12 protein-coding genes and 1 tRNA gene are annotated in these 13,189 nt (G+C 68.4%); 5 read left to right on the forward strand and 8 right to left on the reverse strand.

Features of this window, described 5'->3' with window-relative positions; genetic code table 11:
- Nucleotides 1–2: 2 nt before the first annotated feature.
- From ACFFGE_RS08205 to ACFFGE_RS08215, 3 genes are all read right to left on the reverse strand, one after another.
- Nucleotides 3–1,580 carry an ATP-binding protein gene (locus tag ACFFGE_RS08205; protein WP_376835829.1) on the reverse strand — a complete coding sequence of 526 codons (1,578 nt, stop codon included), beginning with the start codon at nucleotides 1,578–1,580 and terminating at the stop codon, nucleotides 3–5.
- A complete protein-coding gene (locus ACFFGE_RS08210) occupies nucleotides 1,580–2,569 on the reverse strand; it encodes a DNA-methyltransferase (RefSeq protein WP_376835830.1) in 990 nt (329 codons plus the stop codon). The genes ACFFGE_RS08205 and ACFFGE_RS08210 overlap by 1 nt, the downstream gene beginning before the upstream one ends.
- Nucleotides 2,570–2,905: 336 nt before the next feature.
- Nucleotides 2,906–2,982: transfer RNA gene (locus ACFFGE_RS08215), tRNA-Arg, on the reverse strand.
- 116 nt (nucleotides 2,983–3,098) lie between these two features.
- Between ACFFGE_RS08215 and ACFFGE_RS08220 the strand changes: the two genes are divergently transcribed.
- The gene (locus tag ACFFGE_RS08220) at nucleotides 3,099–4,430 is read left to right on the forward strand and encodes a hypothetical protein (protein ID WP_376835831.1); all 1,332 of its coding nucleotides are present in this window, start codon (nucleotides 3,099–3,101) and stop codon (nucleotides 4,428–4,430) included.
- Here the strand turns inward: ACFFGE_RS08220 and dapE are convergent.
- A complete protein-coding gene (gene dapE, locus ACFFGE_RS08225; RefSeq protein WP_376835832.1) occupies nucleotides 4,427–5,608 on the reverse strand; it encodes a succinyl-diaminopimelate desuccinylase in 1,182 nt (393 codons plus the stop codon). The two genes, ACFFGE_RS08220 and dapE, sit on opposite strands and share 4 nt — an antisense overlap.
- 41 nt (nucleotides 5,609–5,649) lie before the next feature.
- On the opposite strand from dapE, the gene ACFFGE_RS08230 reads away from it, so the two are divergent.
- The 4 genes from ACFFGE_RS08230 to ACFFGE_RS08245 all read left to right on the forward strand — a co-directional run bounded on the left by ACFFGE_RS08230 (nucleotide 5,650) and on the right by ACFFGE_RS08245 (nucleotide 10,131).
- Complete coding sequence (locus ACFFGE_RS08230) at nucleotides 5,650–6,120, forward strand: cupin domain-containing protein (protein WP_376835833.1); 471 nt, start codon at nucleotides 5,650–5,652, stop codon at nucleotides 6,118–6,120.
- On the forward strand, nucleotides 6,104–7,396 hold the full coding sequence (locus ACFFGE_RS08235) for an MFS transporter (protein WP_376835834.1): 1,293 nt from the start codon (nucleotides 6,104–6,106) through the stop codon (nucleotides 7,394–7,396). Before ACFFGE_RS08230 ends, ACFFGE_RS08235 begins: the two co-directional genes overlap by 17 nt.
- 100 nt (nucleotides 7,397–7,496) lie before the next feature.
- Nucleotides 7,497–8,882, forward strand: coding sequence for a mechanosensitive ion channel (locus ACFFGE_RS08240; protein WP_376835835.1), 1,386 nt, complete (start codon nucleotides 7,497–7,499; stop codon nucleotides 8,880–8,882).
- A gap of 91 nt (nucleotides 8,883–8,973) precedes the next feature.
- Complete coding sequence (locus tag ACFFGE_RS08245) at nucleotides 8,974–10,131, forward strand: GNAT family N-acetyltransferase (RefSeq protein ID WP_376835836.1); 1,158 nt, start codon at nucleotides 8,974–8,976, stop codon at nucleotides 10,129–10,131.
- A gap of 4 nt (nucleotides 10,132–10,135) precedes the next feature.
- Here the strand turns inward: ACFFGE_RS08245 and mscL are convergent, their stop codons facing one another.
- The 4 genes from mscL to rpsA form a co-directional block, all read right to left on the reverse strand.
- Nucleotides 10,136–10,555, reverse strand: coding sequence for a large-conductance mechanosensitive channel protein MscL (gene mscL, locus ACFFGE_RS08250; RefSeq protein ID WP_376835837.1), 420 nt, complete (start codon nucleotides 10,553–10,555; stop codon nucleotides 10,136–10,138).
- A gap of 27 nt (nucleotides 10,556–10,582) precedes the next feature.
- Nucleotides 10,583–11,083: a GNAT family N-acetyltransferase gene (locus tag ACFFGE_RS08255; protein WP_376835838.1), complete on the reverse strand. Its 501-nt coding sequence runs from the start codon at nucleotides 11,081–11,083 to the stop codon at nucleotides 10,583–10,585.
- Complete coding sequence (locus ACFFGE_RS08260; RefSeq protein ID WP_376835839.1) at nucleotides 11,064–11,354, reverse strand: integration host factor subunit beta; 291 nt, start codon at nucleotides 11,352–11,354, stop codon at nucleotides 11,064–11,066. The genes ACFFGE_RS08255 and ACFFGE_RS08260 overlap by 20 nt, the downstream gene beginning before the upstream one ends.
- 122 nt (nucleotides 11,355–11,476) lie before the next feature.
- On the reverse strand, nucleotides 11,477–13,186 hold the full coding sequence (gene rpsA, locus ACFFGE_RS08265; protein WP_376835840.1) for a 30S ribosomal protein S1: 1,710 nt from the start codon (nucleotides 13,184–13,186) through the stop codon (nucleotides 11,477–11,479).
- Nucleotides 13,187–13,189 lie beyond the last annotated feature (3 nt).

A 13,189-nucleotide genomic window follows, 5' to 3' on the forward strand; every position in this document is an offset into this window, starting at 1 on the left:
ACCTAGCTCGCGCTGGCCGGGGTGACCGCTACGGTCAGATCACTGGCTTGAAGATCGGAGGCAGCGTTTTCAACCCGCACCGCCTTCACCCGCAGCAGGTCATCCTTGAGGCGCCGCACGCTGTTGGGATTCACACGCCCGGTAAGCTTGCCCGCGCGATACTCGGCAATGGCATCGTAGATGTATTGCCGGATGCACTCGTCGATGGCCTCGGTCGCTTCGAGGTCCATGTAATACGGGTGTAGGCCGTTAATGACGACGTGGACCGTGCCAGGCGTCGCGCTTGCCGCAATCGACAGGTGGGGCTCGTACTCGCTGATCTCTTTCAGCGAGACTATGACGGTCAGGTCGCCGCTCACCTGGAACGTGGCGAGGCGGTCCTCTTCCGTGACCGAAGCGGCTTGGCGCTCTTCGTTCTGTTGCAGCGTCTCGATGGGCGGCAGGAGCGACGTATTGACCGCATCGCCCATCTCCGGGTTAGCGAACTCGTTGCGCATTTCCTCAACAAGGTCGCGGATTTTCTCGCGGTTCCAAGGCTGAGCGCGGGTGCCCCGTCGCTTGGTCGCGTACTTGCGGTAGTCGTCCGAGATCGCGGCGAGGAAATCTTCCAGCTCTTCTTCCTCATCCCCTTCAAAGAGGATCGCGTCCTTGGTGTGCGAGACGTGAAAGCCGTCGAGATTGATCATGCCGGTGAGGCGCTGGGAGACGAGGTTGTTCGCGCCTTCGTCGTCCACGCCACCAAAGATGCGGCGTGGCTTCCAGGCGTTGGGGAAACCCTGAATCTGCCGCTCATTCTGGAAGAGCGAGAAGCCGCCAAACTTCCGGCCGCCCTTGCGCAGAACACCGATCCAGCCCGTCACCTTCTTGCCGCCAATGACCTTCTCGGGAAGGTCCATCCGCATAGTGCGGCCTTCCGGGTCCGTGTCAAAATCGTAGTCATCAGGTGCTGGGATTTCGTCGCCGTTGTAGAACAGCTTGAGTTTCCCACTGCGGATATCGAACTGGTACATCGACCCGAGGTAGCCCCGAATCGTCTCTTCAGTGCGCTGCTGGATGTTGCGGTGCAGGCCGCTGATAATGATGTGGGTATAGTGATCGTCGGTGCCCACGTCCTTCTTCGTTAGGGGCACTTTGGCACCCCTAAAAGCGATGGCCTGAACATCGACTTCAGCCGTCCATTCCTCGCCGCTGCCCCATTCGCAGGTAACGACCTTCCAGTTGCTCCCGATCCAGCAGGCAGCCGTCTTCATTCCCATCCCGAACTTGGACCGGCCCACACTGTCGGAGGTCGGCATCGCAATGCGCAGAGCCGCTTCCAGCTTTTCGCGCGTCATCCCGATGGAGTTGTCCTTGATCGTGATCTGTCGCTGGATGCGATCATGCACAATCTCAACAATTAAGGGCGTGCCCTCTTCCTCAAGCACTTGGTCGATGATGCCGCCGTGGTTCAGGCGGGATTGGGTCGAGTTGTCGATGAACTCACCCAGCGCATGCCACATCGTGTAGCTCATGCGGCTGTAGTTCGCGATGGCCTGCGGGCCGATCTCAAAGTCAGTCGAGAGAGGTTCGGCCTCGGACATTAGCGCTCCTGCCGCTGATAGCGTTCGACCTCTTCGAAGCGGCCCACCGACCCTTCGACGTATTTGGGGTCCGCCTCGACGGCGATCCACTTGCGGCGCATGGCCTCCGCCACGGCCCCGGTGGTGTTCGAGCCGCCAAACGGGTCGAACACGAGATCGCCCTTGTCGGTCAGGAACTGTAGGAAGAAAGCGACGAGATCGGTCTGCATTCGTGCCGGGTGCGGGTCGAGCTTATGTTCCTCACAGTAGGCTCGGTACTTCGTGTCCCATGCCGTGTTGGCGTACTTCAGCAGCGCGCTCGGCACATGCTGTGCGCCTTCAAGGTCAATGACATTGGAGGAGATCGCGCCGCCGTGATTGGTGAGGAAGCCGGTCTCGGAGATCACATGCCCAGACGGGCGCCTGCCCGCATTGTAGGTCTTGGACTTGAGCAGTGATTTCATGTCCTTGCCGTAGGGCAACAGGACTTTGCGATTGTCCGCCTTGGGGTTGGCCGTCTTAGAGAGCCACCAGACGTGCGTGTAGGAATCCTTCAGCCGAAGCCGCTTCACCGTCACCCAGGCGGCCGGCCCCGGTAGACGCGCCGGGTTGTGGCAGATCACATGCTGGCAGAGGTGCAGCTTGGCGGCCTTCTTGAACGCCAGGAGCGCTTCAAGCGGCAGCGTGGACATCTCCGGGCGGCCCTGCTCCCAAGCGTTGCCAATCTCGATTACGATGGAGCCGTCATCCGCCAGCAGGCCAGCGAGCTTGGGCGCGAGCCCTTCGAGCCATTTCAGGTACTCTTCGCCGGTGGAGTTCCCGTACTGCTTCTTGCGGACCAGCGGGAACGGCGGTGAGGTGATGATGAGGTTCACCTTCCCGGCCACGCTTTGCACTGTCGAGGTTTCGAGCGCGTCCTCGATTTTGCCGACCAGCATCTTGCCGCGTTTCGTGCGGTAAGCCTTCACCACCTTGTCAGGCAGCGGCTGGCGCCTCTGTTGAGGTTGCATACCCGTTTGTACTCCGGCCCCCAGCGGTGTTCCTCGGTAAGACCAAGGCGCGCGCGCGATTCGAAAACTGCACCGTCGACTCTGGCGGTCGCAAACGCTCAGTCAACCTCTGAGTGATGCTGCGGCAGCATACGCCAATTAAGCTACATCCCACTGCGCAACAGGACTGAGCCAACTGTCCATTGGGGAATGGCCCGGGCACGAGACACCGCCGCACGATGCTTTGCGGCGGCTAGATCAAGAACTCTAAAAGTTGCCATACGCGGACGGATACACGGACGCGCAAGGACGCCTTGCAGAGGGCGCGCAGCAAGCTTCTGACTACAGGGAGAAAAATGGCGCACCCGACACGATTCGAACGTGTGACCTTTGCCTTCGGAGGGCAACGCTCTATCCAGCTGAGCTACGGGTGCTTGCGGCCTCTGCGGCAGGCCGGCGTGCTTAGCGCATCGGGGCGGGGGTCTCAATCCCGATTGTGGAGACGGCCGGGGCCGCCTAGCCTCCGGCCCGGTCTCCGGAGCCCGCACGCATGAGAACTCTGATCCTCTCCGCCGCCCTCGCCCTGCCGCTCGCCCTCGCCGGCTGCGCCGCGTCGGTGGGCGAGCCGTCGCGCGTCCACGGGGCGGTCGCAACCGCCGGGGACGAGGCCGTCGATCCGGCCCTGAACGCCATCGCCGAGGACTACGTCCGGCTGATCCTGGGCGTGGGGGAGCTGGAGCCCGGCTATGTCGACGCCTACTACGGCCCCGAGGCCTGGCCGGCGGAGGTGAAGGCCGCCGCGCCCTCGCGCGCGGCGCTGATCGCCCAGGCGGACGCGCTCACGGCGCGCCTGAACGCGGTCCCGACCGCCGGGCTGGACGAGGATCGCGCCCGTCGCGTCCGGTACCTGCTGGCTCACACCTCGGCCGCCAGGGCGCGGCTGAGTATGCTGGGCGGCGAACGAATGTCCTTCGCCGACGAGGCCCACGCCCTGTTCGGCGTGCGGCCGGAGATGGCGCCGCTTGAGACCTACGCCCCCGTCCTGGCCCGGATCGACGCCCTCGTGCCCGGGGAGGGGCCCCTGCATGAGCGGGTCGCCGCCTTCCGCGCCCGCTCGATCATCCCGACCGACCGGCTGGACGCGGTGATGCGCGCCGCCATCGCCGAATGCCGGGCGCGGACCGTGCGCCACATCGACCTGCCGGCCGGCGAGACCTTCACGCTGGAGTTCGTCAACGACAAGCCGTGGTCGGGCTACAACTATTTCCAGGGCGGCGCGAACAGCCTGATCCAGATCAACACCGACCTGCCGATCTACATCGACCGGGCCGTCGATCTGGGCTGCCACGAGGGCTATCCCGGCCACCACGTCTACAACGCTCTGCTGGAGAAGACCTTCGTGGTCGACCGGGGCTGGGTCGAGATGAGCGTCTATCCGCTGTACAGCCCCATGTCCTTCATCGCCGAGGGCAGCGCCAACTACGGCATCGACTTGGCGTTCCCGGGCGAAACCCGCGCGGCCTGGGAGGCTGGGGCGCTCTATCCCCTGGCGGGGCTGGAGCCCGCCCAGGCCGAGGCCAACGCCGAGCTCCTAGCCCTGACCCGCCGGCTGGCGCGGGCGGAGTACGTCATCGCCGACGACTTCCTGTCCGGCCGCGTGGATCGGGAGACGACGCTGGACCGGCTGCAGACCTACGGGCTGTCAGACCGGGCGCGGGCCCGGCAGCGGCTCAGCTTCATCGAGACCTACCGCAGCTACATCATCAACTACGGCCTGGGCCGCGACACGGTGCAGGCCTGGGTGGAGGCGCAGGGTCCCGACCGCTGGGCGACCACGGAGCGGCTGCTGGGCAGCCAGATCCTGCCCGCGGACCTGTTCTAGACCAGCACCCGCCGGATCACCTCGACATAGACGTCGGTCAGGGCCTGAAGCTCCGAGACCGGCACACGCTCGTCGATCTGGTGCATGGTCTGGCCCACGAGGCCGAGCTCCAGCACCGGGCACAGGGCGCGGATGAAGCGGGCGTCGGAGGTGCCGCCGGTGGTGGACGCCTCGGGCCTGCGGCCGGTCACGGCTTCGACCGCGTCCTGCACCGCACGGGTGAAGTCGCCCTCGGGCGTCAGGAAGGCCTCGCCCGAGCAGAGATGTTCGAGCGTGATCCGCAGCCCCGTCTCGGCCTGCACCGCGCCCGCCTCGCGGTTCAGCCAGTCGATCAGGCCGTCGCCGGTCTGGGCGGGGTTGAAGCGGATGTTCAGCCGCGCCTTCGCCTCGGCCGGGATGACGTTGGAGGCCGGATTGTCGACGTCGATGGTGGTCAGCTCCAGGTTCGACGGCTGGAAGGCCTCGTACCCGTCGTCCAGCACGTGGCCGTCCAGCCGGGACAGCAGCCGGACCAGCACCGGGACCGGATTGGCGGCGCGGTGGGGATAGGCGACGTGGCCCTGCTTGCCGTGCACGGTGATCCAGCTGTTCAGGGAGCCGCGCCGGCCGATCTTGATGGTGTCGCCCAGCGCCTGCTGCGAGGACGGCTCGCCGACCACGCAGGCGTCGATGACCTCGCCCTCGGCCATCAGGGTCTCGACGACCCGCTTGGTGCCGTGCAGCGCCGGGCCCTCCTCGTCCCCGGTGATCAGGAAGCTGAGCGACCCCTTCGGTTCGCCCTCGGCCAGGATGCGGGAGACGGCGGCGACCCAGGCGGCGATCCCGCCCTTCATGTCCACCGCGCCCCGGCCGTACAGCACCCCGTCCTTCACCTCGGCGTCGAACGGGCCCGACGACCAGGCCTCGGCCCGGCCTGTCGGCACCACGTCGGTGTGTCCGGCGAAGCAGAGGTTGGGCCCCTCGGTCCCGCGCCGGGCGTAGAGGTTCTCGATCCGCGAGTGCACGCCTTCTCCGCCCGGTCCCTCGAAGGCGAGGCGGCGGCAGGTGAAGCCGAGCGCCGTCAGACGACGCTGAAGCGCGTCCATCGCGCCCTCGTCGGCGGGCGTGACCGAGGGCCGCGCGATCAGCTCGCGGGTCAGCTCGACGGGATCGATGATGCGGGGGTTCGCGGCGCTCATGGACTCGTGCTTTAGGGGCTGGCGAAGCGCCGGAGAAGCCCATGCCGAAGATCGACATCGACAGCGCGCCAACGGGTCACGGGACCAGCTATCCGGACCCCTACGCCGATCCCTGCAAGGCGCGGCGCCGCTGGCGGCTGGGCGACGCGGTCGGCCTTGACCAGTTCGGGGTCAATCTGCTGCGTCTGCCCGCCGGCGCCTGGTCCAGCCAGCGTCACTGGCACGAGGGCGAGGACGAGTTCGTCTGGGTGCTGAAAGGCGAGGTCGTGCTGGTCGAGGACGAAGGGGAAACCGTGCTTCGCGCCGGCGACTGCGCGGGCTGGAAGGCCGGCGTGCGAAACGGCCACTGCCTTCAGAACCGCTCGGACGCCGAGGCCGTTCTGCTGGAAGTCGGAACCCGCAAACCCGGCGGCGACAGGGGCGAGTACCCGGACATCGACATGACCTTCGCCTCGGGGGTCTTCTCCCACAAGGACGGGACGCCGTACCCAAAGCATGACCGACGCACCTGAGGCGCCGCCGCCCGTCACCCCGCCCGTCGCCGAGGCGGCGCTGGACGCCCACGGGAGCAATCCCTGGCGGCTGCGCGACTTCCGCCTGCTGTGGGTCGGGCGGCTGACGGCTGTCCTGGCCATCCAGATCCAGTCCACCGCCCTGGTCTGGCAGGTGCTGGAGATCGCCCGGCGCGACCATCCGATCGAACAGGCCAGCCTCTACGCCGGCATGGTCGGGCTGGTGCAGTTCATCCCCCTGCTGCTGCTGACCCTGCCCGCCGGAGAGATGGCCGACCGGCGAAACCGCAAGCTGACGGTCGCGGCCTGCATCGGCGGCGAACTGGTTTGCGCCGCCGCCTTCCTGTCGCTGGCGCTGATCGGGCATCCTCCGTTGTGGGCGCTGCTGGCGGTCGCGGCCCTGTTCGGGGCCTGTCGCGCCTTCCTGGCGCCGGCCAGCCAGGCGCTGCTGCCGATGGTGGTGGGCATGAAGGCCCTGCCGCGCGCCATCGTGGCCCAGAGCCTGGCGTTCCAGACCGGGGCCATCGCCGGGCCCACGGTGGGCGGCCTGCTGCTCGCGGTCTCGACTCCCTTCGCCTACGGGGCTTCGCTGGTGTTGTTCCTGACCGGCCTGACCTGTTTCCTGCTGATCCGCACCGACGGCCGCCCCCGCCTCCGCGCGGTCCAGAGCCGCTGGGCGGCGGTGAAGGAGGGGCTGGCCTATGTCTGGACCACCAAGGTGGTGATCGGCGCCATCTCGCTGGACCTCGTCGTCGTCATGCTGGCGGGGGTGGCGCTGCTGGTTCCGGTCTTCGCCGCCGGCGTGCTGGACGTGGGCCCGCAGGGATTCGGCTTCCTGCGCGCCGCCTTCGGGGCGGGCGCGCTGGCCATGGCGCTCTACCTGGCCCGCTTTCCGATCCTGCGCCACGGCGGGACCTGGATGTTCGCGGCCGTGGCGGTGTTCGGCGTCTGCACCCTGGTCTTCGGCCTGTCGAAGATCGTCTGGCTCTCTGCGGTCATGCTGTTCATCGGCGGGGCGGCCGACATGATCAGCGTGAACATCCGTCAGACGCTCATCCAGATCGCCACGCCGGACGAGATGCGCGGCCGGGTCAGCTCCGTCTCCATGCTGTTCATCGGCGCCTCGAACGAGCTGGGCGAGGCCTATTCCGGCGTGATGGTCCGCATCCTCGGGCCGATCGGGGCGGCGGTGTTCGGCGGGATCGGGGCCCTGGTCGCCACCGGCGTCTGGGCTCGCGCCTTTCCCGGCCTGAGAAAGGCCGACCGTCTGGCCTAAGCCGACCGCGACGGAGCGTCACGGGAACATCGGCGCGCCCCTTGCGTTGCCGGGCCGAAGCGCCGCTTTCGCGGCGCCGGTCTGAAACGGAGGAGCGTCGATGTCGCCGGGATATGAGTTCATCGGGTGGGAAGCCCTGTTGCAGGTCTGGCTGCCCCGGGTCGTGGGCGCCGCCATCATCCTGATCGCCGCCTGGTTCATCGGCCGGGCGGTGAAATGGGCCATCGCCAAGAGCGTCGACAAGCTGCCCGGCGCGGAGAAGCACAACGAGGGTCTGGAACGCCGTCAGACCGTGGGCGCCCGCATCGGCGAGGTGGCTCACTGGGCCGTGCTTCTCTTCGGCGTGGTGGCGGCGCTGGGCGTGCTGAACCTCGGCGGCGCGGTCCAGCCGTTGAATTCGCTGCTGACCCAGGTGGCGGGCGCGGTGCCCGACATCGTCGCCGCGGCCCTGATCTTCTTCGTCGGCTTCATCGTCGCGACCCTGGCGCGCCGGGTGACCGCGACGGCGCTGCAGGCGGCGAACGCCGACGGCTGGCTGAACCGGGCGGGCGTGTCCCGGTCGACCGGGGCCACGGGCGTCTCCGACGCGCTGGGCACCCTCGTCTTCGTCCTGATCCTCATTCCCGTGACCATCGCGGCGCTCGAGAAGCTGGACATCTCGGTGATCACCGAGCCGGCCGTGGCGGTGCTGTCGACCGTGTTCGACGCCCTGCCGCGCATCATCGCCGCGGGCATCGTGCTGGCCATCGGCGTCTTCATCGGCAAGTGGGTCGCCAACCTGATCGAGCGGATCCTGCCGGCCACCGGCTTCGACCGCTCGATCTCGAGCCTGGTCGGTCTCAGCTCGATGCGGCCCACGGCCTCGGCCCAGCCCCCGGCGGGGGTGGATACGGCCTACGCCGCCCAGGCCTCCGCGGAGGCCCCCGCCGCCGTCGCTCCGCTGACGCCGTCGCGGGTCGTCGGCTACATCGCCATGACCGCCATCATCCTGTTCACCGCCATCGAGGCGGCCCGGCTGGTCGAGTTCGGGGCCTTCGCCGCAATCCTGACGGGCGTGGTCACCCTGGCGGGCCAGGTGCTGGTCGGCGGGATCATCATCACGGTGGGGGTTCTGCTGGCCGACGTCCTGGCCAATCTGATCGATCGGTCGACACGCGGCGCGGACCGGTTCGCCTCGACGCTGGTCCGGTGGGCCACCATCGCCCTGGCCACCGCCATGGGGCTCAGCTTCATGGGCATCGCCGACGAGATCGTGACCCTGGCGTTCGGCCTGATCCTGGGTTCGGCCGCCGTCGCCGCCGCGCTGGCTTTCGGCCTCGGCGGCCGCGAGTGGGCGGGCCGGATGCTGGAGCGCTTGACGCCTCAGCGCGCCGTCTCGGCGAGCGGCGACGTGCAGCCCAGCCGGGCCCAGCGCGGTCGCGGGGTCGGCGGCGTCGAGCCTGAACCCCGGCCGTTCAACGCCGCGCCCCCGTCTGACGGGATTTAACGCAAAGCGCACCAACTTATGGTTGTCTCTGGCACGGGGGATGCACGCGCATCCCCCGTGAGCCGTTCAAGGCTCCCGGAATGAGACGATCATGGCGACGCCTCGCCCCTTCACCCGCGCCGACCAGGAGGCGGTCAACGCGCTGCACAGGTCCGTCGGCTGGCCCGACCGGTCGTTCGGCGGTTGGCGCTGGCTGGAGGAGAACCCGGCCCGCCCGAGCGACAGCTCGCCGCTGGGCTGGGTCATCGACGGGCCCGACGGGCGACCCCAGGCCTTCCTCGGCGCCTTCCACCAGAGATTGAAGGGCGCGGCCGGGCCCGCGAGCTTCCTCAACGGCTTCTCGCTGATCGTCTCGCCGCACGCCAAGGGGGCCGCTCGGCCGCTGGTGCGAGCGCTGCTGGACCAGCCCGGCGTCGCGTTCGTCACGACGCTGAACGCCAACCGCCTGTCGTCGCCCATCTATCCGCGCCTCGGCTTCGAACCGGTGCGCGAGCCCGTGTTCCGCCTGAAGCTGTCCTGGCGATTGGATCCGGTGGCGGCGGTCGCGGCCCGCGCCCTGAGGATCGCGGCGGAGGCGGCGCCCGCCCTGTTCGCCGACGGGCGAGAGTGGCTGGCCTCGTCGCGCCTGCGCCGGGAGGACCTGCCGACCCTCCCGGCCGGCGTGAAGCCTGTGCTCGATCTCTCCGACGACGGCGCCTACGGCCGGTTCTGGTCGGCCTTGCAGGCGCGCAGCGAGCTCATCGCCGACCGCGGCCCCGAGGTCATCCGCTGGCGGCTGGCCGACCCTGACCTGACCCGTCGACCGATCCTCCTCGGCGCGTGGCGCGGGCGTGACCTGGCGGCGGTGGCGATCGCGCTCCTCGCCAAGCAGAGGCCCGTCGATCCTGCCGTGCTGGAGATTCTCGACCTCCAGGCGCTGCAAGGCGAAGCGGTGGACGCCTTTCCCCGGTTGATGGCGGCGCTCACGGCGATCGGTCGAGCCCAGGGCGCGGCCAAGATGCGACTGTCCGTGGTCGGCCCCGGCGTACTGGACGCCCTGGGGCCCTGGGCCGAGCGCGCTCGGCGCGAGGGCGGGTGGGGACATGGGTTCGAGCGCTGGGCGGACCCCGCCGACCCGCGCCGGGCCTTATGGCGCCCGACGGCCTTCGACGGCGACTACGGCTTCTGCCTGCGTCCGGCGCCAAGGGGCGTCGCGTCCGTCCGCGCGGCCGGCGCCGCGCGGGGCGCCGTCGCCGCGCGCCGGGCCTGACCGGTCAGACCTTCGGTCGGGCCTTCAGTTCGTCCCGGATTTCCGCCAGCAGCGCCTCCGTCGGCGTGGGGGCGGCGGGCGGCGCGGGGCTCTCGGCCTCCTTGCGGCGCAGATTGTTGATCCCCTTGACCAGCAGGAACACGACGAAGGCGACGATCAGGAACTGGATCACCGTATTGATGAAGGCGCCGTACTGGATGGCCACCTTCTCGATCGCCTCGGTGGCCGGATCCTCGGGGGCGAGCACCCACTCCAGTTCCGAGAAGTCGACGCGGCCGAGCACCAGTCCGATCGGCGGCATCACCACCTGTTCGACCAGGCTCGTGACGATCTTGCCGAAGGCGGCGCCGATGATCACGCCGACCGCCAGATCGACGACATTGCCCCGCGCGGCGAACTCCTTGAACTCCTGAAACAGACCCATGGCGGCCTCCGTGTTTATGGCCCGCGCTCAGGCGGGCAGGTCCAGATGCAGAAAGACGGTGAAGTCGGTCGGGGGATAGCCGCCGAACGGCTCGCCCTCGACGAAGCCCCGGCGGCGATAGAGCGCCAGCGCCGCCTCGAAGGCGGGGCCCGAGCCGGTCTCCAGGCTCAGGCGGCGATAGCCGCGCCGGGTCGCCTCCGCGATGAGGTGTTCGAGGATCCGGCCGCCGACGCCGCGACCGATCGCGTCCGGGTGTGTCCGCATCGACTTGATCTCGCCCGTCGCGTCGCCGAGCGCCTTCAGCGCGCCGACGCCCAGCAGGTCGTCCTCCTCCCAGAGCGAGAAGAGCGAGATGTCCGGGGCCTTGAGGCTGTCGATACTCAGGACGTGACAGGCGTCGGCCGGCGACTGGTCCCGCATCTGGGCGAAATGCAGCGCCAGCAGCTCGCGGACCTTATGGTCCTCGAAGTCCGCCGCGACGATCCGCGCCTGGGCGGCCAAGCGGGCCTCAGGCGTCGCCGGACGCATTCAGCCGCTCGCGCAGCTCCTTGCCGCTCTTGAAGAAGGGCACCGACTTGGCCGGGACCTCCACCGTCTCTCCGGTGCGGGGGTTGCGGCCGGAGCGCGCCGGACGGGACCGCACGGAGAAGGCCCCGAAACCGCGCAGCTCGACCCGCCCGCCCTGGGACAGGGAGTCCGTCATGCGGTCGAGCACGATGTTCACCACCCGCTCCACCTCCGCGTGGGTCAGGTGCAGGTTCTCGGCGGCAAGCTTCTCAATCAGTTGCGATTTGATCACGTGGTGGTCCCGCCCAGCTTGAAGCCCGAGAACCACCCTAACCTTCGCGCGGCGCACGAAAAAGCCCCGGCCGATGCTCGACCGGGGCTTTTCGTCGTTAAGCCGACATTACCGGCCCTCGATCACTCCTTGCCGGACCGCTCGCGCAGCGCCGCGCCCAGGATGTCGCCCAGAGAGGCGCCCGAGTCCGATGAGCCGAACTGCTCGATGGCCTCCTGCTCGTCCTTCATCTCCAGCGCCTTGACCGACACCGAGATGCGGCGCGAGGCCTTGTCGACGTTGGTGACCATGGCGTCGATGCGATCCCCGACCGAGAAACGCTCCGGGCGCTGCTCGTTGCGGTCGCGCGACAGGTCCGACTTGCGGATGAAGCTGGTGACCGGGGCGTCATCCTCGCCGAACTTCACCTCGATGCCGCCGGACTCGATCGCCGTCACGGTGACGGTGACCTGCTGGCCCTTGCGATAGGTGTCGCCTTCGCCGATCGGATCGCCGCCCAACTGCTTGATGCCCAGCGAGATGCGTTCCTTCTCCACGTCGACGTCCAGCACCTTGGCCTTGACGGTGTCGCCCTTGCGGTAGCGCTGGATGGCCTCCTCGCCCGACACCGACCAATCGAGGTCCGACAGGTGCACCATGCCGTCGATGTCGTTCTCCAGGCCGATGAACAGGCCGAACTCGGTGGCGTTCTTGACCTCGCCCTCGACCGTCGAGCCGATCGGATGGGCGGCCACGAAGGCGTCCCACGGGTTGTCCTGCGCCTGCTTCAGGCCCAGCGAGATCCGGCGCTTGGACGAGTCGACGTCCAGGACGATGACGTCCACTTCCTGAGAGGTGGAGACGATCTTGCCCGGGTGGACGTTCTTCTTGGTCCAGGACATCTCCGAGACGTGGACCAGGCCCTCGACCCCGGCCTCCAGCTCCACGAAGGCGCCGTAGTCGGTGATGTTGGTGATGCGGCCGGTGTACTTGGCGCCGACCGGATACTTGGCCTCCACGCCGTCCCAGGGGTCGGCCTGCAGCTGCTTCATGCCCAGGCTGATGCGCTGGGTGTCCGGGTTGATCTTGACGATCTGCACCTTGACGGTGTCGCCGACGGCCAGGACCTGGCTCGGGTGCGACACGCGCTTCCAGCTCATGTCGGTGACGTGCAGCAGGCCGTCGATGCCGCCAAGGTCCACGAACGCGCCGTAGTCCGTGATGTTCTTGACGACGCCCTCGCGGACTTCGCCCTCGGCCAGCTGGCCGACCAGCTCGGTGCGCTGCTCGGCGCGGGCCTCTTCCAGGATGGCGCGGCGCGAGACGACGATGTTGCCGCGCGGGCGGTCCATCTTCAGGATCGCGAAGGGCTGCTCCTTGCCCATCAGTGGGGCGACGTCGCGCACCGGACGGATGTCCACCTGGCTGCCCGGCAGGAAGGCCGAGGCGCCGCCCAGATCGACGGTGAAGCCGCCCTTGACGCGGCCCACGATCACGCCGTTGACCGGCTGGCCGTCGGCGAACACGCTTTCAAGGCGGGTCCAGGCTTCCTCGCGGCGGGCCTTGTCGCGGCTGATGACCGCCTCGCCCATCGCGTTCTCGACGCGCTCCAGATAGACCTCGACCGTATCGCCGACCTTCGGCAGCACGGCGCCCTCGCCCTGGCCGAATTCGCGCATGGCGATGCGCCCTTCGGTCTTCAGGCCCACGTCGATGATGACGATGTCCTTTTCGATGCCGACGACGCGGCCGTGGACGACCTGGCCTTCGCCGAGGTCGCGGCCCGACAGCTTCTCGTCGAGCAGGGCGGCGAAATCGTCGCGCGTGGGGTTGAGGGTCTGGGTATCGGTCATGAA

It is taken from the genome of Brevundimonas balnearis, assembly GCF_042434805.1.
GTDB classification, from domain to species: Bacteria; Pseudomonadota; Alphaproteobacteria; order Caulobacterales; family Caulobacteraceae; genus Brevundimonas; species Brevundimonas balnearis.

What these genes read in the sequence shown, in the direction of transcription:
- mscL (WP_376835837.1), bottom strand. Translation starts at nt 10,555, where the DNA reads ATGGGTCTGTTTCAGGAGTTCAAGGAGTTCGCCGCGCGGGGCAATGTC.
- ACFFGE_RS08240 (WP_376835835.1), top strand. Translation starts at nt 7,497, where the DNA reads ATGTCGCCGGGATATGAGTTCATCGGGTGGGAAGCCCTGTTGCAGGTC.
- ACFFGE_RS08245 (WP_376835836.1), top strand. Translation starts at nt 8,974, where the DNA reads ATGGCGACGCCTCGCCCCTTCACCCGCGCCGACCAGGAGGCGGTCAAC.
- ACFFGE_RS08205 (WP_376835829.1), bottom strand. Translation starts at nt 1,580, where the DNA reads ATGTCCGAGGCCGAACCTCTCTCGACTGACTTTGAGATCGGCCCGCAG.
- ACFFGE_RS08235 (WP_376835834.1), top strand. Translation starts at nt 6,104, where the DNA reads ATGACCGACGCACCTGAGGCGCCGCCGCCCGTCACCCCGCCCGTCGCC.
- ACFFGE_RS08255 (WP_376835838.1), bottom strand. Translation starts at nt 11,083, where the DNA reads ATGCGTCCGGCGACGCCTGAGGCCCGCTTGGCCGCCCAGGCGCGGATC.
- rpsA (WP_376835840.1), bottom strand. Translation starts at nt 13,186, where the DNA reads ATGACCGATACCCAGACCCTCAACCCCACGCGCGACGATTTCGCCGCC.
- ACFFGE_RS08210 (WP_376835830.1), bottom strand. Translation starts at nt 2,569, where the DNA reads ATGCAACCTCAACAGAGGCGCCAGCCGCTGCCTGACAAGGTGGTGAAG.
- dapE (WP_376835832.1), bottom strand. Translation starts at nt 5,608, where the DNA reads ATGAGCGCCGCGAACCCCCGCATCATCGATCCCGTCGAGCTGACCCGC.
- ACFFGE_RS08220 (WP_376835831.1), top strand. Translation starts at nt 3,099, where the DNA reads ATGAGAACTCTGATCCTCTCCGCCGCCCTCGCCCTGCCGCTCGCCCTC.
- ACFFGE_RS08230 (WP_376835833.1), top strand. Translation starts at nt 5,650, where the DNA reads ATGCCGAAGATCGACATCGACAGCGCGCCAACGGGTCACGGGACCAGC.